The 22,389-nt window shown below is 73.4% G+C and carries 18 protein-coding genes and 3 pseudogenes; 7 read left to right on the forward strand and 14 right to left on the reverse strand.

Annotated elements, in window-relative coordinates; translation table 11 throughout:
- Positions 1–193: 193 nt before the first annotated feature.
- On the forward strand, positions 194–1,441 hold the full coding sequence (locus AB0M03_RS36140; protein WP_363499916.1) for a SpoIIE family protein phosphatase: 1,248 nt from the start codon (positions 194–196) through the stop codon (positions 1,439–1,441).
- Positions 1,442–1,545: 104 nt separating this feature from the next.
- Entirely contained in the window at positions 1,546–1,848 is a 303-nt protein-coding gene (locus tag AB0M03_RS36145; RefSeq protein ID WP_363499918.1) for a DUF4193 domain-containing protein, read from the forward strand.
- A 143-nt stretch (positions 1,849–1,991) separates the two neighbouring features.
- Here the strand turns inward: AB0M03_RS36145 and AB0M03_RS36150 are convergent.
- From AB0M03_RS36150 to AB0M03_RS36160, 3 genes and pseudogenes are all read right to left on the reverse strand, one after another.
- Positions 1,992–2,712: pseudogene (locus AB0M03_RS36150) on the reverse strand (transposase); the annotation flags it as partial.
- A gap of 107 nt (positions 2,713–2,819) precedes the next feature.
- Positions 2,820–3,947 (reverse strand): hypothetical protein, encoded by a 1,128-nt coding sequence (locus AB0M03_RS36155; RefSeq protein WP_363499920.1) that lies wholly within the window; start codon positions 3,945–3,947, stop codon positions 2,820–2,822.
- Positions 3,948–4,060: 113 nt separating this feature from the next.
- On the reverse strand, positions 4,061–4,981 hold the full coding sequence (locus AB0M03_RS36160; RefSeq protein ID WP_363499940.1) for a phosphate-starvation-inducible PsiE family protein: 921 nt from the start codon (positions 4,979–4,981) through the stop codon (positions 4,061–4,063).
- Between AB0M03_RS36160 and AB0M03_RS36165 the strand changes: the two genes are divergently transcribed.
- Positions 4,896–5,432 (forward strand): hypothetical protein, encoded by a 537-nt coding sequence (locus AB0M03_RS36165; protein ID WP_363499949.1) that lies wholly within the window; start codon positions 4,896–4,898, stop codon positions 5,430–5,432. The genes AB0M03_RS36160 and AB0M03_RS36165 overlap by 86 nt on opposite strands.
- 24 nt (positions 5,433–5,456) lie before the next feature.
- On the opposite strand, the gene AB0M03_RS36170 is transcribed toward AB0M03_RS36165, so the two are convergent.
- Complete coding sequence (locus AB0M03_RS36170; RefSeq protein ID WP_363499942.1) at positions 5,457–7,964, reverse strand: ATP-dependent Clp protease ATP-binding subunit; 2,508 nt, start codon at positions 7,962–7,964, stop codon at positions 5,457–5,459.
- Between the two features lie 309 nt (positions 7,965–8,273).
- Between AB0M03_RS36170 and AB0M03_RS36175 the strand changes: the two are divergent.
- Positions 8,274–8,528 (forward strand): annotated as a pseudogene (locus tag AB0M03_RS36175) (IS982 family transposase); the annotation flags it as partial.
- A gap of 21 nt (positions 8,529–8,549) precedes the next feature.
- Here the strand turns inward: AB0M03_RS36175 and AB0M03_RS36180 are convergent.
- Positions 8,550–9,197 carry a TetR/AcrR family transcriptional regulator gene (locus tag AB0M03_RS36180; RefSeq protein WP_363499922.1) on the reverse strand — a complete coding sequence of 216 codons (648 nt, stop codon included), beginning with the start codon at positions 9,195–9,197 and terminating at the stop codon, positions 8,550–8,552.
- Between the two features lie 178 nt (positions 9,198–9,375).
- Here AB0M03_RS36180 and AB0M03_RS36185 point away from each other — a divergent pair, with 178 nt between their 5' ends.
- The gene (locus AB0M03_RS36185; protein ID WP_363499924.1) at positions 9,376–10,689 is read left to right on the forward strand and encodes a YncE family protein; all 1,314 of its coding nucleotides are present in this window, start codon (positions 9,376–9,378) and stop codon (positions 10,687–10,689) included.
- A 16-nt stretch (positions 10,690–10,705) separates the two neighbouring features.
- On the opposite strand, the gene AB0M03_RS36190 is transcribed toward AB0M03_RS36185, so the two are convergent.
- The 3 genes from AB0M03_RS36190 to AB0M03_RS36200 all read right to left on the reverse strand — a co-directional run bounded on the left by AB0M03_RS36190 (position 10,706) and on the right by AB0M03_RS36200 (position 12,956).
- On the reverse strand, positions 10,706–11,299 hold the full coding sequence (locus tag AB0M03_RS36190; protein ID WP_363499926.1) for a DUF6434 domain-containing protein: 594 nt from the start codon (positions 11,297–11,299) through the stop codon (positions 10,706–10,708).
- A 54-nt stretch (positions 11,300–11,353) separates the two neighbouring features.
- Positions 11,354–11,800, reverse strand: coding sequence for a hypothetical protein (locus AB0M03_RS36195; RefSeq protein ID WP_363499928.1), 447 nt, complete (start codon positions 11,798–11,800; stop codon positions 11,354–11,356).
- Positions 11,801–11,939: 139 nt separating this feature from the next.
- On the reverse strand, positions 11,940–12,956 hold the full coding sequence (locus tag AB0M03_RS36200; RefSeq protein WP_363499944.1) for a class I SAM-dependent methyltransferase: 1,017 nt from the start codon (positions 12,954–12,956) through the stop codon (positions 11,940–11,942).
- A 308-nt stretch (positions 12,957–13,264) separates the two neighbouring features.
- On the opposite strand from AB0M03_RS36200, the gene AB0M03_RS36205 reads away from it, so the two are divergent.
- Positions 13,265–14,842, forward strand: a complete 1,578-nt coding sequence (locus tag AB0M03_RS36205) for a glycoside hydrolase family 43 protein (RefSeq protein ID WP_363499930.1) — start codon at positions 13,265–13,267, stop codon at positions 14,840–14,842.
- A 12-nt stretch (positions 14,843–14,854) separates the two neighbouring features.
- Here the strand turns inward: AB0M03_RS36205 and AB0M03_RS36210 are convergent, their stop codons facing one another.
- From AB0M03_RS36210 to AB0M03_RS36230, 5 genes are all read right to left on the reverse strand, one after another.
- Positions 14,855–15,763, reverse strand: a complete 909-nt coding sequence (locus AB0M03_RS36210) for a S41 family peptidase (RefSeq protein WP_363499932.1) — start codon at positions 15,761–15,763, stop codon at positions 14,855–14,857.
- 74 nt (positions 15,764–15,837) lie between these two features.
- Complete coding sequence (locus AB0M03_RS36215; RefSeq protein ID WP_363499934.1) at positions 15,838–16,656, reverse strand: alpha/beta hydrolase; 819 nt, start codon at positions 16,654–16,656, stop codon at positions 15,838–15,840.
- Between the two features lie 152 nt (positions 16,657–16,808).
- On the reverse strand, positions 16,809–17,927 hold the full coding sequence (locus AB0M03_RS36220; RefSeq protein WP_363499936.1) for a PQQ-dependent sugar dehydrogenase: 1,119 nt from the start codon (positions 17,925–17,927) through the stop codon (positions 16,809–16,811).
- Between the two features lie 195 nt (positions 17,928–18,122).
- Positions 18,123–19,151 carry a glycoside hydrolase family 19 protein gene (locus AB0M03_RS36225; RefSeq protein ID WP_363499946.1) on the reverse strand — a complete coding sequence of 343 codons (1,029 nt, stop codon included), beginning with the start codon at positions 19,149–19,151 and terminating at the stop codon, positions 18,123–18,125.
- A gap of 305 nt (positions 19,152–19,456) precedes the next feature.
- Positions 19,457–20,692, reverse strand: coding sequence for an aromatic acid exporter family protein (locus AB0M03_RS36230; protein ID WP_363499938.1), 1,236 nt, complete (start codon positions 20,690–20,692; stop codon positions 19,457–19,459).
- 104 nt (positions 20,693–20,796) lie between these two features.
- Between AB0M03_RS36230 and AB0M03_RS36235 the strand changes: the two genes are divergently transcribed.
- Positions 20,797–22,041: a LuxR C-terminal-related transcriptional regulator gene (locus AB0M03_RS36235; protein ID WP_363499947.1), complete on the forward strand. Its 1,245-nt coding sequence runs from the start codon at positions 20,797–20,799 to the stop codon at positions 22,039–22,041.
- 123 nt (positions 22,042–22,164) lie between these two features.
- On the opposite strand, the pseudogene AB0M03_RS36240 reads toward AB0M03_RS36235, so the two are convergent.
- Positions 22,165–22,389 (reverse strand): annotated as a pseudogene (locus AB0M03_RS36240) (transglycosylase family protein); the annotation flags it as partial.

A 22,389-nucleotide genomic window follows, 5' to 3' on the forward strand; every position in this document is an offset into this window, starting at 1 on the left:
TTTTCTTTCGGTTTCCTCCACCCCCGCGCGCCCCCCCCCCGCGCGGCGCCGCCCCCGGGCCCCCCCCCCCCCCCCCGGCCGTCCGTGCCCGGAGGGGCGCCCGCGCACCGTCCCACCTGCGGCGGCGCACCGGGCGGACGCCCCGGCTCGGGCGTAGATTGAGGCCTCCTGGAGATCCCGACCGAGGAGCCGAGTGGAACCGCCGGCTGTGGACTACGGGGCGGCGTTCCGGGCCACGCCCAGCCCCATGCTCGTCCTGACCCCGGGCCTGGTCATGGCGGACGCCAACGACGCCTACCTGCGCGTTTCCGGGCGCAGCCGCGGGGAGCTCGCCGGCCGGGCGCTGTTCGACGTCTTCCCCGGCGACCCGGACGACGGTGACGACACCGGCGCCGGCCTGCTGCGGGCCTCGCTGGACCGGGTGCTGGCCACCCGGAAGGCCGACAGCATGCCGATGCAGAGGTACGGCGTCGACCGGACCGACCGCCCCGGGGTGTTCGAGGCACGGTACTGGAGCACGCTGAACACTCCGGTGCTCGGCGAGGACGGCGAGGTCGTGCTGATCGTGCACCGGGTGGAGGAGGTGACCGCACTCGTCCGGCAGCTCGTGGACCTGCACGACGGCGCCGTTCCGACGGGCCTCACCCGGGAGGACCTGATGGCCGCGGACCTGTTCGCCCGCGCCCAGGAGCTCGCCGACCTCAACGAGGAGCTGCGAGGCGCCCACGACCGGCAGCGCGAGGTTGCACTGAGCCTGCAGCAGGCGATGCTGCCTGCCGTGCCACCCGCGCTCCGCCCGGTCGCAGCCGTGCGCTACCGGCCGGCCACCCAGTCGCTCAACGTCTGCGGCGACTGGTACGACCTGGTCGAGCTCGACCGGCAGCTGCTCGGGGTGGCAGTGGGCGACGTCGTGGGCCACGGTCTGGAGGCGGCCGGTGTCATGGGCCAGCTGCACAGTGCGCTCAACGCCGCGCTGCGCGCCACCCGGCAGCCCGCGCAGGCGCTGAAGACCCTCGCCCGTTTCGCGGCCACCGTCGAGGGCGCCCTGTCCACGACGGCCGTGCAGACCATCGTGGACCGATCCTCCCGGTCCGTCCGCTACAGCAGCGCCGGGCATCCGCCGCCGGTCCTCGTCGAGGCGGACGGCTCCGTGACCTTGCTTGACGGGGCGACCGACCCGCCGCTCGGCGCCTGGGACTCGGCCACGCCGCGCTCCGAGGCAGCCGTCCCGTACCGGCCGGGGGCGACGCTGCTGCTCTACACCGACGGGCTGATCGAGCGGCGCGGCGAGGACATCGACGTCGGCCTGGAACGGCTCGCCTCTGCCTCGGTCCGGCACCGCGGCCTGGGCCCGGAGGAGCTCGCGGACGCCCTGCTGGCCGACCTCGGCGCCGACCACCGGGGCACCGACGACGTCGCCCTGGTGGCCCTCCGGCTGTGAACGGCGACGGACGTACGAACCGTGTCCAGCGGGTGCGGGCGGGCGGCTCCGGAGGGAGGCTGGTCTCCCCCGAAAGGTCAATCAGTCCACGAAGGGACGACACCGTGGCCACCGACTACGACGCTCCGCGCAACACCGGCGAAGAGGGCTCCGACGAGAGCATCGAGGAGCTGAAGGCCCACCGCTCCGAGCGGGCGGACGGCAAGGTCGACGTCGACGAGTACGACGCGGCCGAGGGGCTCGAGCTGCCGGGCGCGGACCTGTCGGGCGAGGAACTGACCGTCCAGGTCCTGCCGAAACAGCAGGACGAATTCACCTGCGGGACGTGCTTCATGGTGCGGCACCGCAGCCAGCTCGCCGGCGAGGACGCCAACGGGCAACCGATCTGCAAGGAGTGCGCCTCCTGACGCACGCGGTGCATCACCGCACGGGGCGCGGGAACTGCGCGATTCGGATGCGGGAATCAGGACAGCATGGGCCGAGCGATGGTCCGTACGGTGGCCCGCATCCGAGTTGCCCGGTTCCCGCGCCCCTGGATGATCGATTCCAACTTGAACAGGGACGCTCCGGGCCGCTCCGCTCGCCTCTGCGGGCCGGGCGCAGCAGCCGGATGTCCTGCCCGGCCAGTTCGCGCTCGAAGCCCCGGCCGTAGTAGTTCTTGTCGCCGATCAGCGTCCGGCCGGGCCGGTCGGCGGCCGGGCCGGGTTCGGCAGCGAGGAGGTCCGGCAGGGTCTCGCGCTCGTCGGCCTTGGCGCCGGTCAGGGCGAAGGCGACCGACAGGCCCTGGAGGGTGCGCACACCAAGTACAGCCGCAGGCCCCGGAAGAAGCGGCTGTGACTGGCGCAGTACCCGTACTCGGCCCAACCGGCCAGGTCGGAACGTTTGACGGTCTCGCGGGAGCGGCCGCATTCCACCGGTGTGGAGTCCACGATCCACACGTCGTCGCTCCACACGGAGGTGTCGGTGGCCAGCAGGCGGGTGACCCTGCGCAGCAGGTCGGCGCTCTTGCGCAGCCGCTTGTCGTAGCCGGGCTGCTTGGGCAAGTACGGGAAGAGATGACGCAGGCGGGAACGGGCGTGGCGAAGCCACCTCGCCTCAGAGGTGAAGCCGGGCATGGCCTGCATCATCGCCAGTGCGACCAGCTCGGCGTCGGTGAGCTGCGGGGCGATCCCCACGGTCGGCCGCCATGGCGCGAGATGCGGAGACGCCTTCAACAGGTCGTCGGTTTTCGCATGGAGTGCGGTCGCCAGGGTGTCCAACTCTGTCTGCACGCACTGACATTGGACGCCCACGTCCCATGCGCGCAGCCGATCCCTTGAATCGATCATTTAGTTGAGCAGGCGTGGGCCGGTCCGAAGGACGCCCCGTGAAGCCCGGTTCACTTCGAGGGCTGGTCACCGTGGTCGTCTTGGAGCATATGGCGACGTTCCTGTTCGCGCTTGGAGTAGGCGGCTGCACGGATCGCCTCGTCGCTCTCCAATCCCGAACCCAGCGCGCCGCCCACGGTGGCGACCGAAGCGACGAACCAGGACAACGTCAAGTACTCCGTGGCGTGCAGCGGGGTTTGCGTTGTGGAAGCGAACACTCGGTCGTTGAGGATGAACAGCGCCCACACCAAGTTGATGACGATCAAGCCCCCGTAGCAGACGAGCACACCGATACCCACGGTCATGACCGTCGAGGCGTTGTAGAGCCTCGCCCTCTGCCTCGCCTCCGGCGAGCCCTCTGTTGATCGATGCCACAGCTCCCCGTCTACGATCAGCCAGCCGATCATGAGCACGACGGACCCGACCATGGCGATCACGAGGCGTGGCGCGCTCAGGGCCTCGGCCAGGCTCCAGGTGGTGGAGTTCACGGTGGCGACCACTCCTGTGGCGAGTGCGGCCGCCAGGGCTTTCGACAAGCCGGGCACCAACCGCCACGGCCGGTTGGCGCGGACCATACCGACGAGCACCCTCAGGTATCCGCGGGGCCCGCTGACGACGTACCGAAGATCGGCGGTCTCCTCCTCGCCGATCGGGCCCGGGTGGATGGGCGTGAGACGACCGAAGGAGCCCAGAAGCGGCTGACTCGGAGGTCCTTCAGCCCCAGTGGCCCGCGGACCCGCCAAGCCGAGCACGGCTTCTTCCACGGCCCGCCGGGCCCTCGTCTGCAGCCGTAAGCCCCCCAACGTAGGAAGGGACAGCAACGCCAAGCCGTGTTCGTAACTCAGATTCACAACGAGCTTGCGCCCGTGCGAGTACAGCGGAAGGTCGGTGAGAGCCACGACGACATCCCAATTCTCCGCACTTCCACGGTCCATGATCCGGCGCATCAAGGTGGGCAGGTCCTCGGTCCCTGAGGTGAAGGGCTCACTGACCACCTCGACGTCGAACCGTCGCCCCTGGCCTGACTTGTCGGCGAGCCGAGCAGGAAGTATCCGGGCCATGCGCTGCGCGATCTCCGTCGGCGCATCCGGATCCGCCAGGAGAGCCACGACCGTAACGCCCTGAGACGACACCCGCATGACTCGACCCTTCTCTTCGGCGGCCCCGCGGTCGCAAGTGCCCACGGGATGCGCTCGAGGCAACGTCGACGCCGCGTGACACGCAGGCCCCAAAACGTCGAGGGCCGTTCCCCTCAGCCGGTGGGCGACGCGGATCGGACCAAGCATGGACAGCGACAGCAGTGCCGCGCGGGAGGGCGCTGCCGCCGGGACCGGAGCCCCAGTGGTGCGGCGCGGGGCGGAACTGCAGAGGCGGGCCTTGGAGGACCTCGCGAGTGGCCGTGAGCCGTGCACCCCTTGGAACGGGACGTCGGGTCTGCTCGCGAGGAGCAGCGGGTGCGGGCGGCCGTGGCTGCGGAAGATGAAGGATCAGGACGCGCGCACCGGGGCGGGTGACGGCTCCGGCGGCGAGCGCCGCGGCTCCTGGAGCGGGAAGTAGTCGCCCCGGCCGCGTGGAGCGCCGCCGCACGTACACCGCTGTCGCCATCACGGGGATCAGCCCCGCCAGGACCAGCAGCTCGATCCCCTCGACGTTCCACCGGAAGGATTTCTCCGCCTCGGCCGTCACGATGACCATTGCGGATGCCGGCAATCAGGCCGACGACGAGGAACGGCTCCGCGTCGAGGGTCTGGTTCCTGACGGTGAGGCGGACGGTGTGGAGCAGCTCGGCCACGATGAACAGCACAAGGCCGTTGTCCAGGGCGGAGAGAACGACCGTCTCCTCGTGATACGGCCCCTGGATCGACCTGATGACGTCGTGGACGACCCCGACGGTCAGGAGCCCCGCGAGCACTACGAGGAGCGCCGCGACGACCAGGTGGATGCCGTCCTCGATGAGCTGCAGGAGGCCCTGTGACCGGCCGCCCTCGATCTTCGGGGTATTGGGTCGCACAGTCAGCAGGCTAGGGGTGCCCCGGCCTGCAGGCGCGGCGTGCTGGGCGAACGGGTGGACGAGCGGATCCCTCCCTGTGGTGGCAGCCCGGGCGCGGCAAGGCGCGACCTGGCTCGCCCCCCGCCTGCCGGAGGATCTGCGCCGCCGCATCGCCAGGAACATCCGCTGGCAGGCGGACACCGTGACGGCGCCCCTGGTGGCGGACGAGCAGGTCGACGCGTCCGACGTGGCCGAAGTCATCGGCACCCGTCAGGAGGACGGCGACCGGGACATCGGCGTCTTCCTCACCGACCTGCCGAGCCGGGCGGAGCGCAACCCGGTCCGCACCGAGGTCGACCCTGAGCGCAGGGTCGCACTGATCTCACTGCACGGCCTCGGCTCCCGGCGTCTGCGGCGCCGGAGCGGTGCGGCAGGCGGCGGTCGGCGTCGTCAGGCAACAGACCGCGCAGGACGAAGAGCCGCTGGATTCCGCAGTCGTCGGCCGTCCGCCCCGGGAAGTGGTCGAAGCGCGAACGCTACGCGGTGCCAGGGGCTGCCCGGCCACGTCCGCCCGGCAGTTGCCGCCGTGGCGCCTTCCATCCTGGCGGCGACGCTGTCCGCCCCCGCCTCATGATGAAAGAAATCCCGTTCAGATGGGCTACTCCGCCGAACTTGCCGTGTCCGGCTCCGGCTGGTCCGCGCCGCCCGAGGCGACCGCCGGACCGAGAGTCAGTGCCAGCTCGCCGTCCTTGACATCGGCGATGACGGTGTCGTCCGGATTGAGCGAGCCGCTGAGCAGCATGTTCGAAAGGCGGTTGTCGAGCTCCGTCTGGATGGTGCGGCGCAGCGGCCGGGCTCCGAACTCGGGCTGGTAGCCACGGTTGGCCAGCCACTCCTTGGCGGTCTCGGTGACCTCGAGATTGATCTGCTGGGCGTGGAGCCTGCGCCGGCTGCGTTCCAGCAACAGGTCGACGATGCGCACCAGGTCCGCCCGGGTCAGGGCGTGGAAGACGATGATCTCGTCGATGCGGTTGAGGAACTCGGGCCGGAAGTGCGCCTGCAGTTCGGCCATCAGGTCATCCCTGATGTCCTCGACCGCCCCCTGGTGATCCAGGATGCGCTTGGAGGCGATGTTGCTGGTCATGATGACCACGGTCTGCCGGAAGTCGATCGTGCGTCCCTGGGCGTCGGTGAGCCGTCCGTCGTCCAGCACCTGTAGCAGCAGGTTGAAGACGTCCGGGTGGGCCTTTTCGACCTCGTCGAACAGCACGACGCTGTACGGCTTGCGGCGCACCGCCTCGGTGAGCTGCCCGGCCTCCTCGTAACCGACGTATCCGGGCGGGGAACCGACGAGCCGGGAGACGGTGTGCTTCTCCTGGAACTCGCTCATGTCGAAGCGGACCATCCGGTCGGCGTCTCCGAAGAGCAGTTCCGCAAGTGCCTTGGCCAGTTCCGTCTTGCCGACTCCCGTGGGTCCGAGGAAGAGGAAGCTGCCGGTGGGCCGGTCGGGGTCTCCCATGCCCGCCCGGCCGCGGCGCACGGCCTGGGACACGGCGGTGACTGCCTCGTCCTGGCCGATTACCCGCTCGTGCAGGGCCTCTTCGAGCTTCGTGAGCCGCTCGCGCTCGGTCTCGGTGAGCTGGGAGACGGGAATGCCGGTGCGCGCGGAGAGCACATCGGCGATGTCCTCGGGAGTCACACTCCCGGCCTCTTCCCGCTCCCCGCCGACCCCGGCGAGCTCCCGCTCCACCTGCCGGATCTGCTCCTTGAGCTGTGCGGCGCGTTCGTAGTCCTCGGTGCTGACGGCCTCGTCCTTCTCCCTGCGCAGCTTGGTGAGGCGGTCCTCGAGGCTCGCGGTCCCGGTCGGGGCACCGAGGCCGCGCAGTCCCACGCGTGCTCCTGCCTGGTCCATGAGGTCGATCGCCTTGTCGGGCAGGAACCGGTCGGTGATGTAGCGGTCGGACAGGGCGGCCGCGGCGTCCAGGGCCTCGTCCGTGTAACGGACCTGGTGGTGGGCCTCGTAGGAGTCGCGAAGCCCGCTCAGGATCTCGACCGTCTCCTCGACGGTGGGTTCGCGCACCATGACCGGCTGGAAGCGACGTTCGAGCGCGGCGTCCTTCTCGATGTACCGGCGGTACTCGTCGATGGTGGTGGCGCCGACCACGCTGAGGTCGCCCCGGGCGAGTGCGGGCTTGAGAATGTTGCCGGCGTCCATGGCACCCTCGCCGCCTCCGCCGGCGCCGACGACCGTGTGCAGTTCGTCGATGAACACGATGATGCCGCTCTTGGCCTCCGTGACCTCGTCGATCACCTTCTTCAGCCGCTCCTCGAACTCTCCCCGGTACTTGGATCCGGCGACCAGACCGGCCATGTCGAGGCTCACGACGCGGCGGTTGCGCAGGGCCTTCGGGACCTCTTCGGCGACGATCCGCTGCGCCAGTCCTTCGACGATGGCGGTCTTGCCGACGCCGGGATCGCCGATGAGCACGGGGTTGTTCTTGGTGCGCCGGGAAAGGACCTCCACGGCCTGCTCGATCTCCTCGGCCCGGCCGATCACCGGGTCGAGACGTCCGCTGCGGGCCTCGTCGGTGAGGTCGCGCCCGTACTCGTCCAGGGTCGGGGTGTCACTGTGCTTGCCCGACGCCACCTTCCGGCCGGCCTCGCCGCCACTCAGCGAACCGGAGGAGACTCCCTCGGATCCCAGCGTGCGTGCGAGGCTGGAATCGTCCAGCAATGCGGCGAGGATGTGCTCCGGACCGATGTACGAGGCACCGGTCGCCTGGGAGTGGGCGTGGGCGGCGAGCAGAGCGCGCTTCGCCGCTGGTGTGAGCCTGGGGTCGCCGGTTCCGGTGCCGGTGGGAAGGTTCTCCTGCAGGTCCGCAGCCAGCTGGTCCGGATCAGCGCCCGCCTGCTCCAGCACCTGCCGGGCGGCCGGCACCTGCGTGGCGGCCCACAGCAGGTGCACGGTGTCGAGATCGGACCCGTCCTCGGCCGCCCGGCCGCCTGCCGCCGCCAGCAGCTCGTGCGAGGAATCACTGAGCAGTCGCCCGATGGGCACGCGCTGCACGGCTGGCGGCGAGGCTGCCGGACTCATGCCGAAGAAGCGGTTGAAGAGATCGGAGAACGGGTCGCCGGACCCGAAGGGCGAAGTTGTCACAAGGACCATCCCGTTCGGCGGGCGGCACAGCGGCTGTGCGCAGCCTGCCGTAGTCGAATTGCCGGCACACGGCCATTCTTCGCCGGGTCGTTCCGGCGTGCGAACGCAGCAGGTGGGTGACGGACGCCCTGGGCAAAGCCGCAGATGCCACAGGCGATCGGGCACGAGGAGGCGTGGCAGGCGGTGACGCTCAGTGCCAAGGCGATCAAGACGATCGACAGCATCGGTGTCGAGGCGGCCGTGGCTCCTCGTGCCCGGGGCAGCCCTCAGTTGCTCGTCGCATCGCGCTCGGTTCCTGGCTCGCTGGCCGGGCAGGACATCCGGCTGCTGCGCCCGGCCCGCAGAGGCGAGCCGGAGCGGCCCGGGGCGTCCCTGTTCAAGCCGTTGCGGCAGGTCGTCGAGTCGGTCAACGAGACCTTCAAGGGCCCACTCGATCTCGAACAGCGCCGAGGCCGCACACCCGGCGGTGCCGTCGTCCGCGTCATGCAACGCATCCTCGCAATGACCGCCGCGATCCGGCACGACGACCACACAGGACAGCCCGTCCTGCGCTCACTGACCGCATATGACCACTGCCCCCTTGGAATCGATCATCTAGGGGCGTCCGTCGCCGAGGATGCCGAGGAGGATGCGGACGAGTTCGGCGACCACCTGGTCGAGGGTTGCGTCCACCCAGCCCTCGGCCCAGTCGTGGAGCAGGCCGTTGACCCCGCCGATGAAGGCTGCGGCGGCCAGCCGGTAGTCCCGCGGCGCGGCCTCCCCCCGCTCGACGGCGGCCGCGGCCTCCGCGCAGAGCAGGTCCACCCAGCGGGCGCGGCGGGCCAGCCGCTGTTCCTCGAGTCGCGGGCTGATGCCGATGATCTCGACGAAGGTGATCCGCAGTCGGCGCGGGTCGCCGGTGACGTCGGCGGCGTAGGCGCCGAAGACGGCGGCGGCGCGCTCGGCGACCGGCAGGCCGCCGGCGGTGGCGAGGGCGGCGAGAGCCGCCGCCTCGGCCCGGTCGTTGACCTGGAGGTGGAGTGCGGCCAGCACGTCCTCCAGGGTGCGGAACTCCTCGTAGAACTGACGGCTCGACAGCCCGGCCGCCTCGCAGAGGGCGGCGACGGTGGTGTTGCGGTAGCCGGGCTCGCCGCCGAAGAGCTGCAGTCCGGCGTCGAGGAAGCGGCGGCGGCGCTCGGCCTGCCGCTCCTCTGCGGACCTGCCCCCGTACCGCCCGGTCGGCTGCCTCAGCCTGCCTGCCACCCTGGCCCCCTTCGTCGACGGTGCCTCAGTTTCCCGTGTCCGGTGTCTTGTCGGGACGCCCGGCCGTCGTTACTTTCAAGTAGCAAATCTGAACGCGCACGTTTTCAGACCTCCAGGACCACCGCCGCCGGCGGCCACCGCCGGCCCCCGCCCCGGCCCGCTCCCGGAAGGAACGACGATGCCCGCACCCGTTCGGCCCGCCCTCTCCCCCGTCCGCCGCCGCCCCCGTTCCCGCAGCCTGCCCCGGCGTGCGCTGCTCGCCGTCTGCGCCGCCCTCGCCCTGGCGGCGGGCGGCCCGGCCACCGCCGGGGCCGCACCGCAGACGGCCGCCGCGGGCGCGTCCGGGCTGCGCGAGGTGCTCTTCGTCGGCAACAACTGGGACGGCACCGCCGACGTGGTGGAGTCCTCCGGCGCGCTCGCCCGGATCGGCCGGATCGACGTCGTCCCGGACAAGGGCCAGCGGCTCGCGGAGATCTACCTCAACCCGGTGAAGCTCGCCTACTTCCTGGGCGTCAGGCTCGGCCCCGGCGAGGGCCACGACCAGTTCGTCGACGACATGTACTCCACGCCGGACGGCTCCGCGGTGGTGGTCTCCCGCCCCAGCTTCGCCGACGTGGTGTCGATCGACCTCGCCACCGGCCGGATCAACTGGCGCTTCCCGGTGTCCGGTTACCGCTCCGACCACATGGCGCTCTCCCCCGACGGCACCCGGGTCGCGGTCTCCGCCTCCACCTCCAACACCGTGCACGTGCTGGACATCCGGACGGGCCGCCAGGTCGGCTCGTTCCGCACCGGCGACAAGCCGCACGAGAACGTCTTCACCGACGGCGGCACCCGGATCTGGAACATGGCGATCGGCGAGGTCACCACCGCCCTGGACGCGCCCTGGCTGGACTGGACGAAGGGCGACCGGCACATCACCGTGGTCGACGCGCAGACCTTCCGCGAGGTGCGGACCATCGACATGCGGGACCGCCTGGACGCGATCGGCCGCAAGGACCTCTCCGACGCCGTCCGCCCGGTCGCCTTCAGCCCGGACGGCTCGATGCTCTACTTCCAGGTGTCCTTCTTCAACGGCCTCCTCGAGTACGACGTCGCGGCCGACCGGATCACCCGGGTCACCGACCTGCCGGCCGACCCGGCGACCGACCCGGACCGCACCACCTGGGTCAACGACTCCCGCCACCACGGCCTGGCGATGAGCCCCGACGGCACCCGGCTCTGCGTCGCGGGGACGATGGACGACTACGTGACGGTCGTCGACCGGGCCACCCTGAAGGCCGGTCAGCCCGTCGCCGCCTCGAAGCCGTACTGGGCGACCGTCAGCGGGGACGGCGCGTCCTGCGTCATCTCGGAGAGCGGCACCGACCGGATCACCGCGATCGACTTCGCCACCGGCCGGAAGGTCGCCTCCACCCCGGTCGGCGACCACCCGCAGCGCGTCCGCCTCGGCCATGTCGCCGCCGGCTGGACGTCCCCGGCCGGGGGCTGAGACCGGCCGCGCCCGGTCAGCGCGTCTCGCGGGGAAGGGCCCGGTGGCCGCGCCAGGCCTCGACGGCCTCGGCGCGGGTGCCGGCCGGGTGCTCGGCGTGCCAGGCGCGCAGGAAGCGGTTGAACTCGAACTGCGCGCCCACCTCCTGCGGGGCGGCCGCCTGCTCGCGGGTGGCGTGCCAGTGCCGGACGGCGTCGGCGAGCGTGCGGCCGGCGTTCTCCGCGACGAAGGAGCGCATCGCGGCGTCGAAGTGGAAGCCGGGGCCGATCCGTTCGGTGAACCAGGCCCGCAGCACCTGGCTGCAGCGCTGCCCCTCGGGGATGACGGTGTCCCCGTCGACGGGGGCGGCGAGCTGCCGGCCCGGCCGGGGCCGCGGTGCCGGGGCGGCCGGCAGCGGTCGGCCGTCGAGCTTGGCGGCGAGCCGTTCGGTGAGCGCCGCCTTGCCTCCGCCGCGGGGCACACCGGTCTCGCGTGCCAGTGCGGTGAGCTCGTCCAGCGTCCAGTACCAGCGCAGCAGTTCGGCGCCGGTCAGCCCCGCGGTCGGCGCCGGCCTGGCCTCGGCCGGGCCCTCCGCGGTGCTCGCGTCGCCGTTCGTCGGGTCCCCGTTCACCGGGTCATTCTGCCCGGGCGACACTGCCCGGCGTCGGGCGGGGCGCGGGTGCGGTCAGGCGTGCGGCACGGTCGGCCCGCCGGCCGTCCGGGGTGCGCCCAGCGGAGCGAGGGTGGCGGCGGCGCTGGCCACGGACTCGGCGAGCAGGGCGGCCGTGCGGCTCGCCTCGTACAGCTGCTCGCGGGCGTCGCGGGCCGACCTGATGACGTCGTACGCGGCGTCGCCGGCGGCGGCGCCGGGGGCGATCCGGCCGGCGGCCTGCTCGCTGCTCAGGAACGCCTCGACGCGGTCCAGGAGTTCGGGCAGGCGGGCGGTGATCCCGGCGAGGGCTCCGACGATCTCGGCGGCCTCGGCCGTGTGCAGCAGCCCGGCTCGGGCACCCTGCCGGGAGGTGGCTCCCGCGGCGCGCAGCAGTTCGGCGGCCTCGGCCACGAGTTCGGGAACGGACAGGTTCGGCGGCACTGGCGGGACGGGCGGGTTCATCGGCACGGACGCGTTCATCGGCGGGCCCCCTCCTGGGAAGTGACGGTGCATCATCCGGAGCCGGCGGACCGTCACCGCCGACCCCGCCGGTGCGTCTCCCCCCGCTGTGCCGCACCACACGGTCGGATTCGGGACACCCGTACGGCCCGCCCGGGCCTCATCCCTTGCGGGCCACGTAGTACACGTTCACCGGGTCGCCCTCGACCGACCGCACCTCCACCTCGCGGAAGCCCGCCTCGGCGAGCATCCGGCGGGCGGTCTGCTCGCCCCAGACGGTGCCGAGGCCGGCACCGCCGGTGCTGAGCGAGGTGGTCATGCAGTAGAAGACCGAGAAGCAGTACAGCGCCGGTCCGAAGGGGTGGCCGATGTTCTCCTCGAGTCGGCTGGAGGCGGCGATGTCGCCCATCAGGAACGTCCCGTCGTCGCGCAGGGCGGCGGCGATCGCGGCCAGGGTCCGGCCGGGTTCGGCGAGGTCGTGGATGACGTCGAAGGCGGTGATCAGGTCGTACTGCCCGCCGATCGCGGTGGAGTCGCCGACGGCGAGCGCGACGTTCTGCAGGCCGCGGCGTTCGGCCTCGCCGCGGCCGAAGGCGATGCCCTCCTCGGAGCGGTCCAGGCCGTGGAAGCGGCTCTCCGGGAAGGCGGCCGCGAGGACGATCGGCGCGTGGCCCCGGCCGGTGCCCACGTCGAGCACGTCGATGCCGCTGCGCAGCCGTTCGGACAGACCGGGGACGAGCGGGACGATGGTGTCGACGAGCGCCAGGTCGTACACCCGGGCGCTCTCCTCGGCTTGGAGGGCCTGGAAGCGCGGGTAGGCCGAGTAGGGGACGCCGCCGCCCTTGCGGAAGGACTCGGCGACCTGCTGTTCCACCCCGCCCATCAGCCCGACGTACTGCATCATGCCCGCCAGGTTGTCGGGACCTCCGGCGGCGGTGAGCGAGGGGGCGTGCTCGGGCGGCAGGGTGTAGGTGCCGGCGGCCGGGTCGTACTCCACGATGCCGCCGACGACCATGCCGCCGAGCCATTCGCGGACGTAGCGCTCGTCGAGCCCGCTCGCCTCGGCGAGGCCGGCGCTGGTCGCGGGCGGGGAGCCGGCCATGGCCTCGAACAGGCCGACCTGGTAGCCGACGCTCACCAGCAGGGCCAGGGCGGACCCGTTGAGGATGTCGACCATGCGGCCGGCGAACGCCTCCTGCTTCTCCTGGTCGAGCTGCTCCTGACCGGGCTTCTCCTGCTCGGGCGCGCCGCTCGCGGTTCCGGGACTCGACATGGGGTGCCTCCTCGGGCGCCGGCCCGGCAGGCCCGCCGGGTCCGTGCTCCCAACGTACGCTCGGCCCTCGTGCACGGCCTGCATGCCGTGCGGCGGCGGGCCTTGACGCACCTGAAGGGGGCACGTACGGTCGATCGATCACGATCGGCAGATGCAACGAAACTTTTCGAAGCGGACGGGCCGACGCCGCCGCACTCCGTACGAGGACGCTCATGGCCGCACCTGTGGACACTCCCCGGCCGCACCACCAGGACGCCCGCAACCCCGTGCTGCCGGGCTTCCACCCCGACCCGTCCGTCTGCCGGGTCGGCGAGGACTACTACCTGGTCACCTCCTCCTTCGAGTACTTCCCCGGGCTGCCGCTGCACCACAGCCGGGACCTGGTGCACTGGCGGCCGATCGGCCACGCCGTGGACCGGCCCGAACAGCTCGCGCTCGACGGCGTGCGTCCCTCCGGCGGCCTGTACGCCGCCTCGCTGCACCACATCGGCGGCCGGTTCCGGCTGGTGTGCACCCTGGTGGACGGCGTGCGCCGCTCCGGCACCTTCCTGCTCACCGCGGACGACCCGGCGGGCCGCTGGTCCGACCCGGTCTGGCTGCCCGAGGCGCCCGGCTTCGACCCCTCGCTCTTCGTCGACGACGACGGCTCGACCCACCTGCTGGGCACCCGTCAGACCCACCGGGACGGGCGGACGGAGATCTGGCTGCGCGCGGTCGACCTGGACCGCGGCGTCCTCACCGGCGAGGAGCACGTGCTCTTCCGCGGAGCCCTGGTCGGCGCCCGCTGGGCCGAGGGCCCGCACCTGTACCGCCACGGCGGGTACTACCACCTGGTGGTCGCCGAGGGCGGCACCGAGCACGACCACGCCGTCACGGTCGCCCGCAGCACCCGCCTGACCGGGCCGTACGAGAACAACCCGCGCAACCCGGTGCTGACCCACCGCCACCTCGGGCTGGGCCACCCGGTCACCGGCGCCGGACACGCCGACCTCGTCCGCACCCCGGCCGGCGACTGGTACGCACTGCTGCTCGCCTCCCGGCCGTACGGCGGCGGCGGGCACGCCAACCTCGGCCGGGAGACCTTCCTCGCCCGGGTCGCCTGGGAGGACGGCTGGCCGGTGTTCAACCCCGGCAGCGGACGGCTGGAGGAGGCCACCCGGGTCGCCCTGCCTCCGCACCCGTGGCCGGCCGCCGACCCCGTCGACCACTTCGACGCGCCCGCGCTCGGCCCGGAGTGGAACCTGCTGCGCACACCGCGGGCGGCCTTCCACAGCCTCGCCGAACGCCCGGGCCACCTGCGGCTGCGGCTGCTCCCGCAGACCCTGGCCGAACACGACACCCCGGCGTTCGTCGGCCGCCGCCAGCAGCACCGGGACTTCACCGCCGAGGCGCTGCTCGACTTCGACCCGGCGGCCCCGGGCGAGCAGGCGGGCCTGGCGGCCTTCTACGACCCCGGCCACCACGTCCGGCTGCTCGTCGACCGGGACGCGGCGGGCGGCCGGCTCGCCCGGCTGACCGTGCGCGAGGGCGGCCGCGACACCGTCCGCGCCGAACGGCCGCTCCCCGCAGGGCCCGTCCGCCTCGCCGTCACCGCCCGCGGCCAGGACTACACCTTCGCCTGCGGCCCGGCCGACGGCGCCGCGGCGGCCCTCGGCACGGTCGACGGCCGCATCCTCAGCAGCCGGCACGCGGGCGGTTTCACCGGCACGTACGTCGGCCTGTACGCCACCGCACCGCACCCGACCACCACCCGCGCGGACTTCGACCTCTTCCGCTACGCCAGTCTCTGAACCGGCGCCCCGTCAGGAGGCAGCCGCCACCCGCTCCCGGCCCAGTGCCAGGGCCACCGCCTCCTCGAGCGCCTCCTCGGCGGGGACGGCCACGTCCGGGACGACGCCGACGCCCTCCCAGTTGGTGCCGGTGACCGGGTTGATCGAGCGGGCGGCGGGCACGGTCACCGTGATGTGCGGGGTGACCGGCAGCCGGTCGGTCGGGTGCGCCCCGCCGCGGGTGGTCTCGCCGACCAGCGTCGCCCGCCCGTTGACCTTCAGGTTGTAGGCCAGCTCCTCGCCGCCGGAGAAGGTGAAGGCGCTGGTCAGCACGTACACCGGGCGGTCCGCGTAGCGCGGCCCGGGCACGTGGGCGGAGGTCCAGAACTGGCGGGTGGAGTCCGTGGCGCGTTCGTACACGTCGTTCAGGTGCACCTCGCCGTCCGGGAAGAGGTAGCTGCACCACAGCGCCACGCCGTCGGGCGAGCCGCCGCGGCACTTCCGCAGGTCGAGGAGGAGCGCCTCGGTGTGCGCGAGGAGTTCCATCGCGGCGGCGAAGGCGCGGCCGCCCTCCGCGGCGTCCGGTATGGACCGCAGGTCGAGGTAGCCGAGGTTGCCGTCGAGCTGCTCGACGCGCCGGATGCCGTAGGCCTCGGCGCGGTAGGTGGCGGCCCAGCGGGCCTTCTCCTCCTCGGGGCTCTCCTCCCCCTCCACCGGCTGCGGGTCGTCCCGCCACAGCAGCCGCATGTGCTTGTCGGGGCAGGCCTCCTGGAGGTGGGCGGTCACCGCCTCGCACAGCTCGGGGCCGGCCAGGCCCGTGTACTCGCCGTCGGCCAGTCGGCGCCGGATCGCGGCGTCGACGGCATCGGCCTTCTCGGGAAAGACGTAGCCGGCCCGGATCTTGGCGAGCGCGTCCTCGATGACGTGGTTGATGTCGATCACAGGGCCGGATGCTAGCCGCGGGCCCGCACGGTGGCCACAGGTTTCCCGGGCCCGCCGGTCGATGTGACCGACCGTCAGGGACGGTCGCCGCAGGCGGACACGAAAGCGGCGAGGTCGGCGGCGGTGCGGGCGGGGTCCTCCCAGTACACGACGTGGCCGGAGCCCTCGTGGACGAGCAGCTCGGAGTGCGGGAGTGCGGCCGCCAGCCGTTCCTGGTCGGCCCGCGGCAGGATGCCGTCCCGGTCGCCCCAGACCACCAGGGCGGGTGCGGTGATGCCGTCCAGCCCGTCCGGCCCGGTCTCGTCGAGCAGGCCGCGGAAGGTGTCGCGCCACACCCGTGCCGGGGCGCGGAGGCTCTCGCTCACCATCAGGTCGAGGAAGTCCCGCGGCAGCGGCCGGCTGAGCAGCGACTCCAGCATCCCGCGGACCACCGCCGGGTCGAGCGGGTCGGTGAAGCGGGAGACGGACTCCCAGAGGTCGGCGGCCCCGGGCTTGTCGGACAGCAGCGCGGGCGAGCCGAGGAAGACCAGGCCGCGGACGCGGTCGGGGTGGTCCGCCGCGAACCGCCGCACGGTGAAGCCCGAGCTGGACGCGCCGACGAGGACGGCCCGCCCGATGCCGAGCAGGTCCCAGAACGCCGCCAGGTCGGCCGCGAAGTCCGCCGGCCGGTAGCCCTCCGGCGGGCAGCTCGCACCGCCGTGCCCGCGCTGGCTCGGCGCGAGGACGTGCAGGTCGCCCGGCAGCTCGGCCATCAGAGGTTCGAAGGACCGCCGGGAGTCGGCGACGGCGTGCACCAGCACCACCGTCGGCGCCGAGGGCGGCCCCTGCTCGGCGTACGGGAGCACCAACCCGCCGGGCAGCCGCGCCGTCCGAACGGCCGGCTGCGGGGTCACGGCGCCCCGCGGGGTCACAGCGGCCTGCCCGGGTCGGCCATGCCGCACCTCCTTGCCGGGGCCGCAGGCGTACGGGTCGCCGGGCCTGCGCCCACGGGCCCACGATAGGCCGGGGCGCGGGGGCGGCGCTCGCGGCGCAGGGGCCGGCCCCGTCAGCTCGGGTCGTAGCGCAGGACGCGGTCGTCGCCGGGGCGCGGGTCGCCGCGGCCGTCGGTGTTGTTGGTGACGACCAGCAGGGTGCCGTCGGGCTCGGCGAGCACGGTGCGCAGCCGTCCGTCGGCGTGGTCCAGGTGGGCGACGGGGTCGCCCGCCGCGCGGTCGCCGTCGAGCGGGATCCGCCAGAGGCGCTGGCCGCGCAGGCCGGCCATCCAGATCGCGCCGTCGGCGAAGGCGATGCCGCTGGGCGAGGCGTCCGCGGGGCGCCACTGGACGACGGGGTCGGTGAAGCCGGGGCGGTCGGCCTGCCCCTCGACGATCGGCCAGCCGTAGTTGGCGCCGGGGCGGATCAGGTTCAGCTCGTCCCAGGTGTTCTGGCCGAACTCGGAGGCCCACAGCCGCCCCTGGGCGTCCCAGGCGAGGCCCTGCACGTTGCGGTGGCCGAGCGACCAGACCGGCGAGCCGGGGAAGGGGTTGCCGGGGGCGGGGGCACCCTCGGGGGTGATCCGGAGGATCTTGCCGCCGAGCGAGGAGCGGTCCTGGGCGAGCGCGGGGCGGCCGCTCTCGCCGGTGCCGACGTAGAGCATGCCGTCGGGGCCGAAGGCGATCCGGCCGCCGTTGTGGTTGTTGCCCTTGGGGATGCCGGTGAGGACGACGGCGGGCTCGGTGAGCTGCGCGCCGACCGGGCGGGAGGTGTCGTAGGTGAAGCGGACGATGCGGTTGTCGTCGGTGCCGGTGTAGTACGCGTAGAGCGCCCCGTCGGGGCCGAGGGCGAGGCCGAGCAGGCCGCCCTCGCCGGCGTGCCGCACGCCGGGGACGGTGCCGACGTCGGTGCGGTCGCCGGAGCCGGGGTCGATGCGGACGATCCGCCCGGTGTCGCGGGAGCCGACCAGCAGGGCGCCGTCCGGGAGGCGGACGAGGCCCCAGGGCGAGTCCAGGTCGTCGGCGACGGTGGCCGCCGCAGGTGCGGGGGCCGTCGCCGCGCCGGAGGCCGTCGTGCCCGGGGTCGCGGTGGTCGCGGACCCGCTCGGCGGCGCGGAGGAGGAGCTGCAGCCGGCCAGGGCTGCGCAGAGCACGGGCAGCAGGGCGAGGACGGTCGCGGTGCGCGTCTTCACGGGGGCCTCCCGGCCGGAGCGTCCGCCGGCGGTGCCGGCGGCATCCTCTCCACCTCACCACATCCCGGCCCGGCTTCCCCGGCGAACCCGCCCGACCGCCCGGGTCACGGGTGCACCCACCGGCCGGGGGCCCCCGGGCGTGCGGCCGGGCCCGCCGCCCGAGGGGGACGGCGGGCCCGGCGGCCTCGGCGCGGGTCAGCAGCTCAGGTTGCTGCCCGGGACGGTGCCGAGGATCTGGGTGAAGCTCTGGTACGAGTTGATCCGGCTCTGCACCTGGGCGGGGTTGCGCCCGTTGCACTCCAGGCTGCCGTTGATGCTGCGGATGGTCTCGCCGAAGCCGGCGCCGTTCACCATCGCGTTGTGCGGCGTCATGGTGCCGGGGCCGGACTGGGTGTTCCAGTACCAGAGTCCGGTCTTCCAGGCGACGGACGAGTCGGTCTGCACCAGGTTGGGGTTGCGCAGCAGGTCGATGCCGAGGGCGTCGCCCGCCGCCTTGTAGTTGAAGTTCCAGCTGAGCTGGATCGGGCCGCGGCCGTAGTAGGCGGCCTGGCCGGCCGGGCAGCCGTACGGCTGCGAGGTGTCGCAGTAGTGCGGGTAGTTGGCGGTGTTCTGCTCGACCACGTGGACCAGGCCGCCGGTCTCGTGGCTGACGTTGGCGAGGAAGGCGGCGGCCTCCTGCTTCTTCACCGTGTCGCTGCCGGTGTTGGCGAACGCCGGGTAGGCGGCCAGCGCGGCCTTGAGGCCGGCGTAGGTGTAGAAGGAGTTCCGGTTCGGGAACATCTGGTTGAACTGCGCCTCGCTGACCGGGAATCCGCCCGGGTTCGAGGTCTGGGTCGGGGTCGGGGTGCTGCCGCCGCCGGAGCAGGCGTAGGGCTCCCAGTACCAGGTGGAGATCACCGGGTCGTAGCCCGGGTTGTCGTGCGTGGCCCGGTACAGCTTGCCGTCGGTGTAGCGGACGATGCTGCCGGTGGTGTACGTCCGGCCGGCCACCCAGGCGGGGTGGTCACAGCTGCTGCCGGTGGGCGTGGGGGTGCTGCCACCGCCGCCGCCGCAGCCGCCCTGGTCGGCCCAGACGCCGGAGCCGCCGGTGGAGGGCGTCTCGCCCTGGGTCCACCACTTGGCGGTCCAGTTGTGGCCGCCGTAGGAGGCGGACATGCCGCCGGTGTAGACGGAGGAGGAGTTCCAGGCGGCGGCGCAGGTGCCTGCCGAGGCGATGCCGGGTATCGCGACCGCGAGGCCTGCCACGGCCGCGGCCGCGGCGCCCGCCGCGAGGATGCGGCGCTTCACCGGGAGACGGTGCTTCCTTGACACGTGATCACCCCTTCGTGCGGTGGGGGCCGCACGGAGTCGAGGACGGGAGGGAACCGCCGCGCGCAGGCCTCGGGGAACCGGTGGGTGCGGGCCGCGCTGCGGGGCTGACCAGGACTCAACCGTACTGGTATATACCTGTCAAGGTGGCCGCCGATGGTGCGCCTGAAGGGAACCCTAAGGGCACCTAAAGGCGACGGTCGAACACTTCTGACTGACCATCAGGTCTTGCCGCGGCGCAGCCGTCCGCCGCGGACGAGGCGGCGCAGTCCGGCGAAACGGCCGAGGCGGCCGAGGCGTTCGGCGTTGGCCGCCGAGGCGCGGTCGAGTTCTTCCATGAGGCGGCCGGAGCGGTGTTCCAGGGCGAGTTCGTCGAGCATCCGGTCGATCTCGGCGAGCACCGAGCCGTACAGCTGCCAGGCCTCCGGGTCCTCCTGGACGTGCCGCAGCAGCAGCTGGGCCACGTTCTCGCGGACGCTCCAGGCGGCGGCGAGCTCGGAGGTGAGGCGCTCCTCGGCCTCCTCCGCGCTGCGGCTGACCTGGGTCGTGACGAGGACCGCGAAGCTGACCAGGGCGCCGCCGACGTGGCCGAGCAACTCCTCCATCGCCACCGTGACGTCCTGGGGGAAGAGCCGCTGGTCGCCGTCGCGGCGTTTGGCCAGGTCGGTGAGGGAGCGGGTGAGCACCCGGATGACGACCACGCAGATCTCCAGCGTGTCCAGGCCGGTGCGCAGCACGATGCGCGACAGCAGGCCCTCGCTGACCCTGGGGTTGAGCCGCAGGCTGTCCTCGGCCTGGCGCATCGCGGCGTCGACGTCGGCGATGGCCTGGTCGAGGCGGCGGGCCTCGTGCAGGCGGGCGGCGGCCTGTTCGACGGGGGCCGGGCCGCCGAGTTCGTCGGCGATCTCCAGCAGCAGGTGGCGGGCGCGGCGGGCGAGGCCCTCGACGGCCTCGCCGGCGGTGTCGACCCAGACCGGCGGCGCGAAGACGACGTTGAAGGCGAGCCCGACACCGGCGCCGATGAGGGTCTCCAGCACCCGGTCCCAGGCCTGCGAGGCCAGCTGGGTGGTGCCGAGGATCAGCATGGCGCTGATCGCGACCTCGTTGACGAACTCGTCGACGCGCACGAAGTGCCCCACCACCAGCGAGGCGAGGATGGTCAGGGCGAGGCTCCACCAGGAGAGCCCGACCACCGCGCTGAAGCCGATCGCGATGAGCACACCGACGATCACCGAGTTGACCCGGCGGATGCTGGTCTTCAGCGTGGAGTAGACGGTGACCTGGACGATCAGCAGGGCGGTCAGCGGCGCCGTCAGCGGCGCCGGCTCGGCGCTGACCTGCAGCGCGACGACGTACGACAGCGTGGCGGCCACCGTGGCCCGCAGGTACAGGGAGACGGTGGGGTCCCCGATCCACCGGCGTACGGTGCCGCTCGTCCGAGTCCACAGTTCGCGCATCATTCCCTTGTACCCGCCGCGCCGCGCCGCACCCGGGCGACGCGGCGCACCCCTCCGGGTACGGCGGACGCCCCGCCCCGCCGCCGGGGTGGGGCGGCGTCCTGCTGCTCTGCGGCCCGCCCGGCGCCGGCCGCACCGCGCCGGCCGACCGGGCCGTCCGCACCGCGGCCGCCGCGGGCGCCCTCACCCTCACCGCCCACGGGCACCCCGCCGAGACCGGCCTCCCGTACGCAGCCCTCGACCTGCTCGCCGCCGAACTCGCCGCAGCCGAACTCACCGCCGGACCTGCCGAGCCCGCCGGGGCCCCGGCGGCCGCCCGCGCGGGCCGACTGCTCGGCCTGCTGCGCGACCTGACCGCCCGTCGGCCCGTCCTGCTCGCCGTCGACGACGTGCACCACTGGGACGAGCCCTCCCGGGCCGCCCTCGCCGTGGCCGCCCGCCGGCTCGGCCCCCGCTGCCCGGCCGCACTGCTGCTCACCGCCGACACCCACCACGGGCCCGACCCGCACCTCGACGGCCTGCCCCGCCTCGATCTCGGACCGCTGCCCGCCGCGGCCGCGGCAGCCCTCGTCCGGGGGGCCGTCACGCACGGCCTGGCCACCGCCACGGTCGTCACCGCCTGGGCGCTCGCCCGCCGCGACGCCACCGCAGGACGGCACGACCGGGCCGCCACCCGGCTGCTCGCCCTCACCGCCCCCGGCCCCGCCCAGGGCCACTTCGCGCTGCGGCTGCTCGCCGTGCCCTGCCTGGTGGAGGCCTGCGTCCGGGCCGGCCGCACCGAGGAGGCGCGGCCCGCCGTCCGCGAGTTCTCCGCCTGGGCGTCCGGCGGCGCCGGCGACCACGCCCGGGCACTCGCCGCCCGCTGCCGCGCCCTGCTCGCCGAGGCCGACGGCGGCACCCCGGACACCGTCGTCGACCTGCACCGCGAGGCGCTCACGCTGCACGCCGCCGCCGACTCCGTCCTCGAACAGGCCCGCACCGCGCTCCAGCTCGGCAAGGCCCTGCGCCGCCGACGGCGCCCCGGCCAGGCCCGCCACCACCTGCGCGAGGCCCTTGAGGGCTTCGAGCACTGCGGCGCCCGGCCGTGGGCCGAGGAGGCCCGCACCGAGCTGCGCGCCGCCGGCGCCGACCACGGCGGGCCCGCCGTCCGGCCGCCCGTCGGCGCGCTCACCGCCCAGCAGGCGCACATCGCCCGCAAGGCCGCCGACGGCGCGACCAACAACGAGATCGCCCGGCAGCTCTCGCTCAGCCCGCGCACCGTCGAGCACCACCTGCGGAACATCTTCGCCACCCTGGGCATCCGCTCCCGCACCCAGCTCGGGCCGGTGCTCGCCGCCCGGCACGCCTGAGCGCGGCCGGACGCAGGCGTGCGGACGGCCCGTTCCCCTCGTGGGGGAACGGGCCGTTGCGGTGTGCGGGGGCGGGCCGGGTGTGGGGCCGCGGCGTTCGCAGCAGTGCGGGTGCGGGTCCTACTTGGTCAGGCCGGCCTTGACCGAGCACACCGGCCAGGCGCCGGGGCCCTGCGCGGCCAGGACCTTCTCGGCGACGGCGATCTGCTGCGCCTTGGTCGCCTGGTGCGCGTTCGCGGCGTACGCGTGGCCGCCGAAGGCGCCCCACGTGCTGGAGGTGAACTGCAGACCGCCGTAGAAGCCGTTGCCGGTGTTGATCGCCCAGTTGCCCGAGGACTCGCACGCGGC

The sequence above is a fragment of the Kitasatospora sp. NPDC051914 genome (assembly GCF_040680995.1).
Lineage (GTDB): Bacteria > Actinomycetota > Actinomycetes > Streptomycetales > Streptomycetaceae > Kitasatospora.